The following is a 14,388-nucleotide window of genomic DNA, read 5'->3' as shown; positions in this document are numbered from 1 at the left end:
CAGTTGGGGTCCAGGTCGTGACGGCCAGGCGCAGGCATCGATGTCGGTAGTGCTGCCGTAGCTGGCCTTGGAGTCTGCACCGCGGGGAACGGCGGGGGCCGCCGATTGATTTCATACGCGCCCTACCGGCGGCCTTGACCTGCTGGTGGGAGGTCTGCGGGACCGCATTGCGTCTGTTAGATAATCGAACTATAGTCTGGACAAGTGTCCAGTTTGCGGTCACGGTGCTCGTGGGTCCGGTCATCGTGACGGTTCGAGGCGTCGATCTGCCATCGCTCACCAGCGGAGAAGAGTTAAGTATGCGAATTGCCCTGCTGTCCTATCGTAGTAAGACTCACTGCGGCGGACAGGGGGTCTATGTCCGTTATCTCAGCCGCGGTCTGGTGGACCTCGGCCATGAAGTCGAGGTGTTTTCCGGCCAGCCGTACCCGGACTTGCTTGATCCGCGAGTGCGGTTGACCGAAGTGCCAAGCCTTGATCTATACCGCGAACCCGACCCGTTTCGGATGCCACGTCCCAGCGAGATTCGCGACTCGATCGACCTCTTGGAACTCGTCACCATGTGGACCGCGGGCTTTCCCGAACCGCGGACGTTTACCAAGCGTGTCGCTCGGCTACTGGCCAACCGTGCCGCTGACTTCGACCTGGTTCACGACAACCAGAGCCTGGGCACCGGCCTCCTGAGCATCGCGGCCATGGGCCTGCCAGTGGTTGCTACCGTGCACCACCCCATCACCCGGGATCGTGTGCTCGACCTCGCGGCCGCCCCGTGGTGGCGAAAACCTTTGGTACACCGCTGGTATGGGTTTTCCAATATGCAGAAGCAGGTGGCGCGCCACATCCCGGACCTGTTGACCGTCTCGTCGTCGTCGGCTGCCGACATCGTGGCGGACTTCGGAGTCTCACCGGATCAATTACACGTGGTGCCGTTGGGTGTGAACACCGAGTTGTTCAAGCCGGAGACGCGCCCGCGGCAACCCGGCCGGGTCATTGCGATTGCCAGCGCCGACACGCCGCTCAAGGGGGTCAGCACCCTTCTTCAATCGATTGCCAGGCTTCGCATGAACCGCGATCTCGAGTTGCGGCTTGTCGCCAAGGTGGAACCCAATGGTCCCACCGAAAAGCTCATCGCCGAATTGGGGATTTCCGACATCGTCCACATCGCCAACGGACTTTCCGACGCCGATCTGGCCGCCTTGTTTGCATCGGCCGAGGTCGCCTGCATTCCCTCGCTCTACGAAGGCTTTTCGCTGCCCGCGGTCGAAGCGATGGCCAGCGGTACCCCCATCGTTGCCAGCCAGGTCGGCGCGCTACCCGAGGTCCTGGGGACCGACGGCTCCTGCGCAGAGCTGGTGCCGGCCGCCGACGTCGACGCTTTAACCCACGCGCTGGGTGGGCTTCTCGACTCGCCGGAAAGGCGCCACAGGCTTGGCAACGCCGGCCGAGCGCGCGCACTCAACGTGTTCAGCTGGGAGTCGGTGGCCGCTCAAACCGTGCGGGTCTACGAGCGGGCGATCGCCCGCAGGGCCGCCGTCGCGGAAGGCGAAGCCCCATGCTGACAGTCGATTTCAACCGGCTGGGTATCGGGCCGTCGACCAAAGTCATCGATGTGGGCTGCGGAGCCGGCCGTCATGCGTTCGAAGCATTTCGGCGCGGCAGCGACGTCGTCGCGTTCGATCGCGATGCCGCCGAACTGCGTTCGGTGGAGACCATGCTGCAGGCAATGGCCGAATCCGGTGAAGCGCCGGCCACGGCGTCAGCGAAAGCTGTTGTTGGCGACGCGCTGAGCTTGCCCTATGATGACGAAACTTTCGACTGCGTCATCGCCTCCGAAATCTTGGAACACGTTCCGCAGGACGATGCCGCCATCACCGAACTGATCAGGGTGCTCAAAGTCGGTGGCACTCTGGCGGTTAGCGTACCGCGATGGCTACCCGAACGGGTGTGCTGGATGCTCTCGAAGGAATACCACAGCAACGAGGGCGGCCACGTACGCATCTACCGCGCCAGTTCACTGCGGGACAAGATCACCTGCCGTGGAATGGAATTGACGCATATCCATCACGCGCACGCACTGCACTCGCCGTTCTGGTGGCTGAAATGCGCGGTCGGAGTCTCGAATGCCGACCATCCCGTGGTGGCGGCCTATCACCGACTCCTAGTGTGGGATCTGATGCAGCGACCAAAGATAACGCAGGTAGCGGAGTCACTGCTCAATCCGCTCGTCGGTAAGAGCGTGGCGATGTATTTCACCAAGGCGCGGCCGGCAGAAATCGCAGCGACGCAAGGGTATTCAGTTGCGTCGGGATAGTCCACCAAAGGTACCGGGTGTCCTGACGCCCGAGCAATGCCGGCAGACCGCGCTGTCCATTGCCGCCGCTCAGGAATCATCGGGTGCCATCCCATGGTTCGAAGGGGGCCATACCGATCCGTGGGATCATGTGGAATGCGCGATGGCGCTCACCGCCGCCGGGCTGCTGGAGCCGGCGCGAGCCGCGTTCGACTGGAGCCGTCGCACGCAGCGGCCGGACGGTTCCTGGCCCATCCAGCTGAGTGCCGGAGTCGTCGAAGACCCTAACAGCGACAGCAACTTCTGCGCATACATCGCCACCGGTGTCTGGCACCACGTGCTGGTCACCGGCGACCGGTCATTCGCCGCGACGATGTGGCCAGTGGTGCGGAAGGCGATCGATTTCGTCATCGACTTGCAGGTCGGCTACGGCGAGATCTGTTGGGCACGAAGTGATGCCGGTCCGCTTCCCGACGCGTTACTGACCGGCAGTGCCAGCGTTTTCCACAGCATTCGGTGTGCGCTTGCGCTCGCCGAGCGTGTCGGGGAACAACAACCGGAGTGGGAACTGGCACTCGGCAGACTGGGCCACGCAATCGCCGCGCACCCCGAGGCGTTCACTGAAAAGAACCGTTACTCGATGGACTGGTACTACCCCATTCTGGGCAGTGCACTTCGGGGCCCAGCGGCCGTCGCGCGAATCGAGCAGCGCTGGAACGACTTTGTGGTCAACGGTCTCGGCATTCGCTGTGTCGCCGATCGGCCCTGGGTGACCGGCGCAGAGACCTGCGAACTGGTGATGGCACTCGATGCTCTCGGCTACCGATCAGCTGCATACCAGCTATTCGGTGCGATGCAGCATCTCCGTGAAGGCGACGGCTCCTATTGGACCGGGTTGGTGTTCACCGATGGAAAACGTTGGCCCGAGGAACGCACCACCTGGACGGGCGCGGCCATGATCCTGGCGGCCGACGCGCTGTCGGGGACCACACCAGGAAGTAGAATCTTCCGTGGCGACGGGCTGCCTGTGGGTCTGCAGACCGACTTCGACTGCGAATGCGTTGCTACCGGGTCTAGCCGGTGACGTCGATCTGGTCGCCCGGCTGGCCGCCCGTGCGTTCGAGCACCCGCAGCGAACCCGTCACCGCGACCTCTCGAAACTGACCGGAATCGATTGCACGGCAATATATTCGGTATGGCGCCTGGCCGCCGTCCTTGGGGTCAGGGAACACATCGTGAATGACCAGCGCCCCTCCGGTGGTCACCCACTTGGCCCATCCCTCGAAGTCCCGCCGCGCGGCTATCTCGGTGTGGCCGCCGTCAATGAACAACAACTGCACCGGTAACAGCCATGCCTGAGCAACAATCGGCGACTTACCCACCACGGCGACGACGTGGTCCTCCAGCCCGGCGGCGTCGAGCGTGCGACGAAACGTCGGCAGTGTATCGAACAGCCCGGTGACCTCGTCGACCAAGGAGGCGTCATGGTATTCCCAACCGGGCTGGTGTTCCTCCGACCCGTGGTGATGATCGATCGTGAAAAGCACACTGTCTGTTTGCTGCGCTGCAGCGCCGAGCAGCACGGTGGATTTGCCGCAGTAGGTACCGATCTCAACCCCGACACCGCCGCAGAGGTACCGCAACGCGGCGTGGTAAAGCGCGCTTCCCTCGTCGCTCGGCATGAAACCTCGCACCTGCTCAGCAAGCGCGAACAAACGCTCGGTGGTACGGGCATCGTCGCGGCTCATCAGCCGAACCTATCAGTCGCGACTGGCCGCCTTGACGACTAGAGGTCGTTGCCGGCGTAGGACTGGTTGAAGCTTTTGTTGGCTAGCGGGAAGTCGGGGACGATGGTGTCGGCCATTGCCACGGGCAGTGCGGGCCAATTGAACCAAGACGGGTCAACGACTTTGGCGCGGGTGATCCGGTTGGCGGCGTCGATTTCGACGCGGTGCACGATGGTGCCGCGCCAGCCTTCGACTATGCCGATACCGGTGCTTGGGGCGCCCACCGGGTAAGCCAGGACAGTGTATTCGATTGGGCCGGTGTGTGACTCGACAATGTATCGGATTAGGTCCGCAGACGCGGCGAACTCGTCGCGCCGCACGGTGTAGCGGGCGAGGACATCGCCGTCAGGCGCGCTGATCTCGGTGATGGGCAGCGCGGTGGTGGGGTGCTCGACGCGGGCATCGGTGCGCTGGCCGCTGGCGCGGGCAACGTACCCCAGGCAGCCGAGGGCGTTTGCGTCGTCGGGGTGCAGGATGGCGGTGCCTGTGAAGCGGTCGTGGACAACGGAGTTGGCGAGTGTCAATGTGGCCATCTCAGCGATATCAACGGCGAGCATCCGAAGTTCGGCGGTGTCCGGAAGACCATGCAGCGCAATCCCACCCGGGTGGATGGCGCCGCGCAATAGCCGGTGCCCGGTGACGGCGGCGTTGAGCCGCAACAGCTTTTCGCGGATCCGCTGGGCGTGGGCGTTGGCGAGGGAGTAGCCAACATCGTTGGCCAAGGCGCCGAGGTCGGCGGCGTGGTTGTACAGCCGCTCGAGTTCGACGATCAGCGCCCGCAGCCGGTGGACCTCGTCGGGCAGCTCGATCCCGAGGGCGTCTTCAATAGCCAGGCTGTGGGCCAGCGCGTGCGCGGCGGACGTGTCGCCGCTGATGCGTTCGGCGAGATCGATCGCGCCCGTGGCGATGCGGCCGTGAAAGAGCTTCTCGATGCCTCGGTGTACGAACCAGAGTCGGGCCTTCAGTCGCACGATTGTCTCGCCCGCGACGGAGAACCGGAAGTGACCGGGTTCGATGAGGCCGGCGTGGACGGGCCCGACCGGAATCTCGTATACCCCAGGCCCCTCGACGGTGAGGAACGGAAAGGCGCCGGTAGCGGTGAATTCGGGCGCGGGCCCGGCGTCGGTGCGCATGGGATGCCATTCGGGCCAATGCGCGTGGCGTACCAGCCGCCGGGGTTTGGGATGGCCGACGGGGCGGATTCCGTACAGGTCTGCCATTTCGCGCTCGAACCTGCCGGCCGGAAACGACAGATAAGCCAACGATCGAACGTTCGGATTGTCAACGGGAACAACGTATTCCAGCTCAACACGGCGGTCGGATAGGCCGGCCAGGAACAGGTAGACGACACGCAGACTGTCTCCATCGTCGTGGGCGGCGACCAGGGCCAGGCGAAACGAATCGGCCAGGAGTTGTTCGGCCATCTCGATCAGTCCACCCTCGGATACCCGGTGTCTAACCCAGCTTCGGATCATCGCGGGACACCCACAGTGCTGGCGGCGACGCTGAACAGGTCGGTGAGTGGGCCCGCGGTGATGCCAAGGGCTGCGGAGGCCGCGATGCCGATGATGAGGGCCGCTGTGGCCGTGGCCGGGACGACGATCGAGGGCATGCTCGCTGTCGGGGCGCCAAGCAGTATGCGCCCGGAATTGCGTGCCAGTGCTGTAAAGCCGATCGCGATCAGCAACATCGCCACGCCCAGGACCCAGGCCAGCCGCGCATTGGCTAGGGAACGCGCGATGGCCAGCTCGCTGGCGAACATCGCGAATGGTGGCAACCCGAGCAGCACGATTAGGCCCGTCGCGAAGGACACGCCGATCAGCCGTGACCGTCGCATCACGCCGGTGATCTCCGCGATGGCGGTGGAGTCGTGTGCGGCCTGCAGCTGACCACCTGCCAAGAACAGCACGGTCTTGCCGATCCCATGGGCGAGCACGTGCAGCAGCAGCGCGGCGATCGCCAATGTCGTGCCGGCCGCCGCGGCGATGGCGATCAGGCCCATGTTCTCCATCGATGAGTAGGCCAACATCCGCTTGACATCACCGGTTACGGTCAGCATGAGCACCGCGACGAGCAGCGTCACCAGCCCGACCACCAGCAGTCCGTTGCGCAAGAAGGTGGGCCCGGTGGCTGCGTCGACGATCGGCCGCATTCGGATGAGTACCGAGAAAGCCACCGACAGCAGCACCCCACTCATCAGCGCGGACACCGGCGCGGGGGCTTGGCTATGCGCGTCCGCCAGCCACGTGTGGAACGGGAATAGGCCTGCCTTGGCGCCGTAGCCGATGAGCAGCAACCCGCCGGCCAACCGGGCCACCCCAGGGTCTAGGTGGCCGGACTGCGCGGCGAGCATATCGAAATTGAGCGCGTGAGCGCCCGGTGCGCCAGCGCAACGGGCGGCGAAGTACAGCAGCACCGTGCCCAAGAAGGCGACAGCGATGCCTACCGAACAGATCACCACGTACTTCCACGTGGCTTCGAGCGCAGTGCGGGTGCGCCGATGCCCCACCAGGAAGGCGGTGATCACCGTTGTGGCCTCGATCGCCACCCAAACCACGCCGATGTTGTTGGCGCACACCGAGACCACCATCGCCGCCAGAAACGCCGGTGTCAGCACTCCGTAGAGGCGGGCGCCGCGCTCATCGGTGTGGCCGTGTGCAAGCTCGGATTCGATATAACCGATGCTCGCCCAGCTGGCAAGCGTGCCGACGATGCCGATAACGACGAGCATGGTCACGGTGAGCGCGTCGGCGCGCAGCAGTCCGCCCAGCGCGAATTGCGCCCGGGACCCAATCCGAAATCCCAGCGCCGCGGCGCACGCGAGCACGGTCGCAGCGGACAGCACGGTCAGCGTTGCGGTCATTCGTCGCCACCCGGCGACCAGGGCGGCGATCGACGCCGTGACCGGGGCAAGGATTGCGGCGAGCAACAGAATTGTCATCAGTCCCGCAGTTCCTGCAGCTTGTCCAGGTCGGCGCCGCCGAAGGTGCGTCTCAGCCGGCCGGTCAGCACGCCGATCACGATGACGGCGAACAGCACGTCCAGGGAGGCACCGAGCTCGACGATCAACGGCACCCCCGCGGTCAACAGGAACGCCGTCGCGGCGATTCCGTTGTCTAGCAACAGGAATCCGGCCGCCTGCGAGACCGCGTGCAGCCGCGTGGCCAGCACGAACAGCGCGATCAGCACGACTGCGAACGCGGCAGGCACTGCATTGATGGTCACACCCGGATGCAGATTGACCACCGGCCGGGTGATCGCGAAAGCGGCGACGGTCAACGCGCCGGTGATCAGCAGCGAACTGGTGGTGTTCACCAGCGGGCTCGCCTCCCGTCGCGCGGCCGGCTCGGCGCCCACCGCGCGGGAGAGCAGCCAGGGCAAGACCACCACGCGCAGCGCAATGACAGCGGCGCCCACGCCAATGAGCGCGTGATCATGATCGCGGATACCGCCCAGCAGCGGGATCGCTGCCAGCGCCGCACCCTGCCACGCCAGCAATCGCACGATGGCGCGCAAGTCGCGGCGCCAGACGATCAATACCGAGGCAAGCACGAGCCCACCGGCGGCAAAGTCAACCAGGATTGAGAAATCGGCTTGGGACATGACTGGGCTCATCGCTGGTTCCTCATCCCTGGACCGTGAAGAAGTTGGCCGCCGTAACGGCGAGCAGGGACAGCAAAAATGAGCCGGCCAGCAGTTCAGGCACCCGAAACAAGCGCAGTTTGGCGACGAACACCTCGAACGTCGCAAGCAGCACGGCGAGAACCGCGACCTTGGTTGCCGCCGCTGCCACGCCGGTCAACACGTCAAGAGCCGTGGCCTCGGCACCGGCAATTCCCCACGGAAAGAACAGATTTGCCAACAGGGCCAGTAGGACTGTGATACGCATGCCGGCCGCCCATTCAACCAGTGCCAGCCGTGGGCCGGAATATTCGAGGACGATCGCCTCGTGCACCATGGTCAATTCCAGGTGGGTGGCCGGGTTATCCACGGGCAGCCGCCCGGTTTCGGCCACAATGACAATCACCAGCGACCCGAACGCGAGTACGCCAGCCAGGGACACGACGTGGGCCGGGTGGTCGATCGTACTTGCCACTAGCGCACCAAGATTGGCCGATCCGGCCGGGATGGACAATGCGAACACCGCGAGCAGGATCGTCGGCTCCACCAAGGCGGCGATAGTAATTTCGCGGCTTGCGCCCATGCCACCGAACGAGGTGCCGGTGTCGATACCGGCAAGTGTCAGTGCGACGGTGCCCAAGAACAGCAGCCCGACCACGGCGAACAGGTCGGCGCTGGTGTCCAGGGGTGATCCGGTGGCGACGAGCGGTGCGATCGCGGCGATCAGCAGCGTGGTTCCGGCGACGATCGCAGGCGCCGCGGCGAATATGATGGTCGTTCCCGACGGCGTGATCTGTTGCTTGCCAAGTTGTTTGATCAGATCGCGCCACGGTTGCAGCAGCCCGCCGCCGGCCCGGCCTTCCCAGCGTGCCCGCACCTGACGCGTAATACCGATCACCAGCGGCGCGCCCACCATGACCGCGCCGATCTGCGCCGCGCCCGCGAAGTAGGAGATCACGTTCACCGGGCGACCACCAGCACGATCAGCACCCCCAGCGCGCCGTAGGCCAAGTACAGGTGCACGCTGCCGGTGTGGGCGCGCCGCATTAGCCCTGCCGCGGCCGCCACCGCTTTGACCACCGGGGTATAGAGGCGCTGTTCGATCGCGTCGGCGATCGCGGTGCGGTAGGTGATCCTGTCGGCCAGATACCGCGACTCGGTCGTGGGGGTGACCTCGATGTCGGTGTCCGGGCGTAGCACGTCGTCGAAAACCCGCTGCAGCGGCTCGGCGAACGACGTCGCCGTGTACTGCATGCGCGCGGTGAGATCGTCTGCGCCGCAAGCCCACAACGGCAGCGTGGCGGCTGCGGCGCGACGGCGGAAACGCGACCGCGACAGGCCGGCCGCCGCCAACGCAGCGGCGACCACACCGGCGGCGATCACGCCGGGCGCGATCGACCCGTACGCCCCGGGAAGCCGCACCACGGCGCCAAGATCGGTGAACTCCACTGCCCGTGCGGCCGGCAGCGTCGCAATGGCCCCCCGCACCGCAGGCGCGACGAGCACCGGTGCCACCGCAAGCACAAGGCAGGCAGCGGCCACGGTTGTCATCCCGGCGCACATGCTGGCAGGCGCCTCCCGCGCCTCGTCGGCCTGCCCGGAGCGGGGACGGGCGAGGAACCCGATCCCGAACGCCTTGACCATCGCCGCCACGCTCAGACCCGTGGCCAGGGCGACCACGCCGACCGCCAGCGGCGTCGTCAGCGCCACAACGGGGTCATGTCCGGGAGCGGCATGGATCAACGACTGGACCAACAGCCACTCGCTGACAAAGCCGGCGCCCAGCGGTAGCCCGCACGCGCCGAGCGCGGCCACCCCGAAAAACGTGGTAGTCGCCGGCATCCGGCGGGCCAGTCCGCCGAGCAGGTCGAGGTCGCGTAGCCCGGTCGCGGCCAGCACCGACCCCGCAGCCAGGAACCCGAGGCTCTTGAATGCCGCGTGCGCCATCAGGTGCAGGACCGCCGCTGCGGCGGCGATCGACGCCGGTCCGAACGCACCCGTATCCGCGAAAAGTGTTGTCGCACCAAGCGCCAGCGTGACCAGGCCCATGTTTTCGGTCGTCGAATAGGCCAGTAGCCGTTTGAGGTCGGTGGCCACCGAGGCCTGCAGGACCCCGTAGAGCGCCGAGGCGCCACCAACGGCCAGCAGGGCAAGTCCCCACCAGCGTGGGCCCGGTCCGAGCAGCTGGAGATCGAAACGAGCGATGCCGTAGATGCCCAGGTTGACCATCGCCGCGCTCATCAGTGCCGACACCGGGCTCGGCGCCTCCGGATGCGCACGCGGCAGCCAGGCGTGCAGTGGAACCAGCCCCGCCTTCGAACCGAACCCGACCAGCGTCAGCACAAACACGGCGGGGCGAGCCCCGTCAGAAACTCTGCCGAGGTCGGCGAGCCGGTCCGCCCCCCCGGCCGCCGATAACACCACCAGTCCGACCAAGATCGCGCTGAAGCCCAGCTGAGTCATCACGGCATACCACAGCCCCGCCGAGCGGACCTGCGGGCGGGTGTACTCGGACAGCACCAGGATCAGCGACGCGATCGCCATCAATTCCCACGCCAGCAGAAACGTCGTCACCGAACCCGCGGCCGGCACCAACACCATCGCCGCGACGAACACCGGCAGGATCGCCAACGGAACCCGGCCCAGGTGTTCACGGCGCGCATATCCAATCACGTAACAACCGACCGGAATCGCTACCGCACCGGTGAGCGCCATGAAGAATCCGCCCAACCGGCCGAGCTCGATGTGGATACCGGACAGCGGCAGCAGCCAGCCGGCGTGCACCGCGCGCGCCGACCCAAACATGCCCAGCAGACCCAACCCGACCCCGACAACACCCACGGCCGAGGTGACAATTCCGCCGACAGCTGAACTGAAACCATTGCGGGGCACCATGTTTGGCATCGACACAGCCGGGTCTGTTCGCGTGCTGGTCATTTCCCGGTCACCGATCGCAGGGCCGCCACGATTGCCGCGGGTGTAGGCGGGCATCCCGCGATCTCGACGTCGACGGGGATCACCTCGCCGACCGCACCGGCCACGCCGTAGGAATTCCTGAACACCCCTCGGTTAAGGGCGCAATCCCCGCACGCGATCACCACCCGTGGGCGCGGCGTCGCCTCGAGCGTATTGCGCAGCGGGCCGGCCATGTTGTGCGTCACCACGCCGGTCACCAGCAGCGCATCGGCGTGCCGGGGTGAGGCGACCAGTCGCGCCCCGAACCGCTCGGCGTCATACACCGGACCGAATGCGCCCGAAATCTCCACCTCGCACCCATTGCACGAACCCGCGTCGACATGCCGGATCTGTAGCGAACCCCGCATCCCCGCAAGCGGTTCCGTTGCCGGAGCCGGCGCTTCGCCGGCGGGCTCGACCACCCGGCCGACGCGGAAGATCTTGGCGAGCCAGCCCATGGCGCTACTTCGCCGTGCCGCTGGCGCGGAGGTCCTCCAGCACAGCGACCCGATCGCTAAGCACCCTGGCCAGCACCTTGCGAGCCACCGCGAGCAGCTCGGCGATATCAGGCGAGGCGATCGAATAGGTCACGGTGTTGCCGTCGCGGCGTGCGGCGACAACACCCGCCCGGCGCAGCACCCCCAGCTGCTGGGACAGGTTCGACGACTCGAGACCGACGTCGGAGGCCAACAACTCACCGACGGAGCGATCCCGCTCCACCAGAAGCTCCAGAATCCTGATCCGCGCCGGATGACCAAGCGTTTTGAAGAACTCGGCCTTGAGCTTGTACAGCGGCTCCGACTCCACACCCACACCTCAAGACTTCAACGTTTCGCTAGTTGATCAGTTGAAGAATTTATCAGATTGCCCGCCACGTACGTCACTGTTCCAAACTGTTCCAAACCACGGGATCTGCGCCGACATACCCGGCTCCGTCAACTCTTGACTGATTCCAGAAAAGCGCGTAATAGTGGCGGAGTGGCCCCAACGGCGGACTACACGGAAAAGTTGCGCATGGCCGACCTGCGCGTGACCCGCCCCAGGCTCGCTGTGCTGGAGGCGGTGCACGCAAACCCGCATGCCGACACCGAGACAATTTTCTCGGCCGTCCGGAAGGGCCTGCCTGATGTCTCCCGCCAGGCCGTCTACGACGTTCTCAATGCCCTGACCGCGGTGGGTTTGATTCGGCGGATCCAGCCGTTGGGGTCGGTTGCCCGCTATGAGTCCCGGGTCGGCGACAACCACCACCACGTCGTGTGCCGGTCCTGTGGAGTCATCGCCGACATCGATTGCGCCGTCGGTGAGGCGCCGTGTTTGACCCCGTCCGACGACAACAACGTTCTGGATGGCTTCGTTCTCGATGAGGCCGAAGTCATCTACTGGGGCCTGTGCCCCGACTGCTCGACCGTAGTGCCCGGATCACAGCCGTGATCACAGCCCGATTCACTCACACCCGGAAGGAATGCCGTGTCATCCGATACATCTGAAAGCCGTCCGCCCAACCCGGACACCAAGACGGCTAGCACAAGCGAGAGCGAAAGCCCCGCAATCCCCTCCCCCAAGCCGAAGGCGCATCCCCCCTTGACGAACCGGGACTGGTGGCCCGACCAAATCGACGTGTCGATGCTGCACCGGCAACCGCCGGCGGCCAACCCGCTTGGGGCGGACTTCGACTACGCCACAGAGTTTGCCAAGGTCGACGTCGAGGCGCTCAAGGCAGACGTGATCTCGGTGATGACCACCTCGCAGGACTGGTGGCCTGCCGACTACGGCCATTACGGTGGCCTGTTCATCCGGATGAGCTGGCACGCCGCCGGCACCTACCGCATTCACGATGGCCGCGGCGGCGGCGGCGAGGGTATGCAGCGGTTTGCGCCGCTCAACAGCTGGCCGGACAACGCAAGCCTGGACAAGGCGCGCCGGCTGTTGTGGCCGGTCAAGAAGAAGTACGGCAACAAGATCTCCCGGGCGGACCTGATCATCTTCGCCGGCAACGTTGCTCTGGAGTCGATGGGGTTCAAGACCTTCGGCTTTGGCTTCGGCCGTGAAGACGTCTGGCAGCCCGAAGAGATCCTCTGGGGCGAAGAGGACGAGTGGTTGGGCACCGACAAGCGCTACTCCGGTAAGCGCGACCTCGCCCAGCCCTACGGCGCGACCACCATGGGATTGATCTACGTCAATCCGGAAGGTCCGGAAGGCAAGCCGGATCCGATCGCGGCGGCACACGACATCCGTGAGACGTTCGGCCGGATGGCGATGAACGACGAGGAGACCGCCGCACTCATTGTCGGTGGCCACAGCTTCGGCAAGACCCACGGCGCCGGCGACGCCGATCTGGTCGGCCCCGAACCCGAGGCCGCCCCGGTCGAACAACAGGGGCTCGGCTGGAAGAGCTCCTACGGTAGCGGCGCGGGCAAGGACGCCATCACCAGCGGCCTGGAGGTGGTCTGGACCTCCACCCCGACCAAGTGGGGCAACGGGTACCTGCAGAACCTGTATGGCTACGAGTGGGAGCTGACCAAGAGCCCCGCTGGAGCCTGGCAGTTCAAGGCCAAGGACGGTGCCGGCGCGGGCACGATCCCCGATCCGTACGGTGGACCGGGTCGGGCCCCGACGATGCTGGTGACCGACATCTCGTTGCGCGAGGATCCGATCTACCGACGGATCACGCAGCGGTGGCTGGAACACCCCGAGGAGCTGGCGGAGGCGTTCGCCAAGGCGTGGTACAAGCTGCTGCACCGCGACATGGGACCGATCTCGCGTTACCTCGGGCCTTGGGTCGCCGAGCCGCAGCTGTGGCAGGACCCGGTGCCGGCGGTCGACCATGCGCTGATCGACGAGCAGGACATCGCAGCCCTGAAGGGCAAGGTGCTCGAGTCCGGCCTGTCCATTCCGCAATTGGTGAAGACGGCCTGGTCGGCCGCGGGTAGCTTCCGCAGAACCGACAAGCGGGGCGGCGCGAACGGTGGACGGCTGCGCCTCGAGCCGCAGAAGAGCTGGGAGGTCAACGAGCCCTCCGAACTGGACAAGGTGCTGCCCGTTCTCGAGCGGATCCAGCAGGACTTCAACAGCTCGGCATCGGGTGGCAAGAAGGTCTCGCTGGCCGACGTGATTGTGTTGGCCGGGTCGGCAGCGGTCGAAAAGGCAGCCAAGGACGCCGGCTACGACATTTCGGTGCACTTCGCGCCTGGGCGCACCGACGCCTCGCAGGAGAACACCGATGTGGAGTCGTTCGGGGTGCTCGAACCGCGAGCCGACGGGTTCCGCAACTATGTGCGGCCGGGTGAAAAAGCGCCCCTGGAGCAGTTGCTGCTGGAGCGGGCGTACTTGCTGGGTGTTACCGCTCCCGAGTTGACGGTTCTCGTCGGCGGTCTGCGTGCCCTCGGTGCCAATCACGGCGGCAGCAAGCACGGCGTGTTCACCGACAAGCCGGGCGCTTTGACCAACGATTTCTTCGTCAACCTGGTCGATATGGGCACGGAGTGGAAGGCGTCGGAGTCGGCGGAGAACGTCTACGAAGGGTTCGACCGCTCGTCGGGGCAGCTCAAGTGGACGGCGACCGCCAATGACCTGGTCTTCGGGTCAAATTCGGTGCTGCGTGCGCTGGCCGAGGTGTACGCCCAGGATGACAACAAGGCGAAGTTCGTCGAGGACTTCGTCGCTGCCTGGGTCAAGGTCATGAACAACGACCGGTTCGATCTCAAGTAACCCTGACGGTCATCACCTTGCGACACC

The 14,388-nt window shown here is 65.5% G+C and carries 13 protein-coding genes; 5 read left to right on the top strand and 8 right to left on the bottom strand.

What is annotated here, in order from left to right; translation table 11 throughout:
- Positions 1-299: 299 nt before the first annotated feature.
- Genes MSIMFI_RS25990 through MSIMFI_RS25980 form a run of 3 tightly spaced genes read left to right on the top strand, consistent with a single transcriptional unit; the run spans position 300 to position 3,374 of the window.
- Positions 300-1,559 (top strand): glycosyltransferase family 4 protein, encoded by a 1,260-nt coding sequence (locus MSIMFI_RS25990; RefSeq protein WP_191499863.1) that lies wholly within the window; start codon positions 300-302, stop codon positions 1,557-1,559.
- Complete coding sequence (locus MSIMFI_RS25985; RefSeq protein ID WP_191499747.1) at positions 1,553-2,311, top strand: class I SAM-dependent methyltransferase; 759 nt, start codon at positions 1,553-1,555, stop codon at positions 2,309-2,311. Before MSIMFI_RS25990 ends, MSIMFI_RS25985 begins: the two co-directional genes overlap by 7 nt.
- On the top strand, positions 2,298-3,374 hold the full coding sequence (locus MSIMFI_RS25980) for a prenyltransferase (RefSeq protein WP_191499746.1): 1,077 nt from the start codon (positions 2,298-2,300) through the stop codon (positions 3,372-3,374). Before MSIMFI_RS25985 ends, MSIMFI_RS25980 begins: the two co-directional genes overlap by 14 nt.
- On the opposite strand, the gene MSIMFI_RS25975 is transcribed toward MSIMFI_RS25980, so the two are convergent.
- From MSIMFI_RS25975 to MSIMFI_RS25940, 8 genes are read right to left on the bottom strand one after another with little or no spacing between them, the layout of a single operon-like run.
- Positions 3,364-4,038: a class I SAM-dependent methyltransferase gene (locus MSIMFI_RS25975; RefSeq protein WP_191499745.1), complete on the bottom strand. Its 675-nt coding sequence runs from the start codon at positions 4,036-4,038 to the stop codon at positions 3,364-3,366. The two genes, MSIMFI_RS25980 and MSIMFI_RS25975, sit on opposite strands and share 11 nt — an antisense overlap.
- Positions 4,039-4,076: 38 nt before the next feature.
- A complete protein-coding gene (locus MSIMFI_RS25970) occupies positions 4,077-5,552 on the bottom strand; it encodes a hydrogenase large subunit (RefSeq protein WP_191499744.1) in 1,476 nt (491 codons plus the stop codon).
- Positions 5,549-7,018 carry a proton-conducting transporter transmembrane domain-containing protein gene (locus MSIMFI_RS25965; protein ID WP_191499743.1) on the bottom strand — a complete coding sequence of 490 codons (1,470 nt, stop codon included), beginning with the start codon at positions 7,016-7,018 and terminating at the stop codon, positions 5,549-5,551. Before MSIMFI_RS25965 ends, MSIMFI_RS25970 begins: the two co-directional genes overlap by 4 nt.
- Entirely contained in the window at positions 7,018-7,680 is a 663-nt protein-coding gene (locus MSIMFI_RS25960; protein WP_191499862.1) for a hypothetical protein, read from the bottom strand. The genes MSIMFI_RS25965 and MSIMFI_RS25960 overlap by 1 nt, the downstream gene beginning before the upstream one ends.
- 22 nt (positions 7,681-7,702) lie before the next feature.
- Complete coding sequence (locus tag MSIMFI_RS25955; RefSeq protein ID WP_191499861.1) at positions 7,703-8,653, bottom strand: respiratory chain complex I subunit 1 family protein; 951 nt, start codon at positions 8,651-8,653, stop codon at positions 7,703-7,705.
- 5 nt (positions 8,654-8,658) lie between these two features.
- Positions 8,659-10,593: a proton-conducting transporter transmembrane domain-containing protein gene (locus tag MSIMFI_RS25950; protein ID WP_191499860.1), complete on the bottom strand. Its 1,935-nt coding sequence runs from the start codon at positions 10,591-10,593 to the stop codon at positions 8,659-8,661.
- Between the two features lie 38 nt (positions 10,594-10,631).
- The gene (locus tag MSIMFI_RS25945; protein WP_191499742.1) at positions 10,632-11,111 is read right to left on the bottom strand and encodes an NADH-quinone oxidoreductase subunit B family protein; all 480 of its coding nucleotides are present in this window, start codon (positions 11,109-11,111) and stop codon (positions 10,632-10,634) included.
- 4 nt (positions 11,112-11,115) lie between these two features.
- Complete coding sequence (locus MSIMFI_RS25940; RefSeq protein ID WP_186243416.1) at positions 11,116-11,460, bottom strand: lsr2/espR transcriptional regulator; 345 nt, start codon at positions 11,458-11,460, stop codon at positions 11,116-11,118.
- A gap of 207 nt (positions 11,461-11,667) precedes the next feature.
- Between MSIMFI_RS25940 and MSIMFI_RS25935 the strand changes: the two genes are divergently transcribed.
- Together MSIMFI_RS25935 and katG are read left to right on the top strand one after the other, a co-directional pair.
- Positions 11,668-12,084: a Fur family transcriptional regulator gene (locus MSIMFI_RS25935; protein WP_396820589.1), complete on the top strand. Its 417-nt coding sequence runs from the start codon at positions 11,668-11,670 to the stop codon at positions 12,082-12,084.
- Between the two features lie 36 nt (positions 12,085-12,120).
- A complete protein-coding gene (gene katG / locus MSIMFI_RS25930; protein WP_191499740.1) occupies positions 12,121-14,361 on the top strand; it encodes a catalase/peroxidase HPI in 2,241 nt (746 codons plus the stop codon).
- Positions 14,362-14,388 lie beyond the last annotated feature (27 nt).

Source organism: Mycobacterium simulans (genome assembly GCF_900232995.1).
Taxonomy (GTDB): Bacteria; Actinomycetota; Actinomycetes; order Mycobacteriales; family Mycobacteriaceae; genus Mycobacterium; species Mycobacterium simulans.
The sequence above is the reverse complement of the archived record's forward strand: the minus strand, read 5'-3'. Positions and strand labels throughout refer to the sequence as shown.

What these genes read in the sequence shown, in the direction of transcription:
- MSIMFI_RS25990 (WP_191499863.1), top strand. Translation starts at nt 300, where the DNA reads ATGCGAATTGCCCTGCTGTCCTATCGTAGTAAGACTCACTGCGGCGGA.
- MSIMFI_RS25985 (WP_191499747.1), top strand. Translation starts at nt 1,553, where the DNA reads ATGCTGACAGTCGATTTCAACCGGCTGGGTATCGGGCCGTCGACCAAA.
- MSIMFI_RS25975 (WP_191499745.1), bottom strand. Translation starts at nt 4,038, where the DNA reads ATGAGCCGCGACGATGCCCGTACCACCGAGCGTTTGTTCGCGCTTGCT.
- MSIMFI_RS25970 (WP_191499744.1), bottom strand. Translation starts at nt 5,552, where the DNA reads ATGATCCGAAGCTGGGTTAGACACCGGGTATCCGAGGGTGGACTGATC.
- MSIMFI_RS25965 (WP_191499743.1), bottom strand. Translation starts at nt 7,018, where the DNA reads ATGACAATTCTGTTGCTCGCCGCAATCCTTGCCCCGGTCACGGCGTCG.
- MSIMFI_RS25960 (WP_191499862.1), bottom strand. Translation starts at nt 7,680, where the DNA reads ATGTCCCAAGCCGATTTCTCAATCCTGGTTGACTTTGCCGCCGGTGGG.
- MSIMFI_RS25950 (WP_191499860.1), bottom strand. Translation starts at nt 10,593, where the DNA reads ATGGTGCCCCGCAATGGTTTCAGTTCAGCTGTCGGCGGAATTGTCACC.
- MSIMFI_RS25945 (WP_191499742.1), bottom strand. Translation starts at nt 11,111, where the DNA reads ATGGGCTGGCTCGCCAAGATCTTCCGCGTCGGCCGGGTGGTCGAGCCC.
- MSIMFI_RS25935 (WP_396820589.1), top strand. Translation starts at nt 11,668, where the DNA reads ATGGCCGACCTGCGCGTGACCCGCCCCAGGCTCGCTGTGCTGGAGGCG.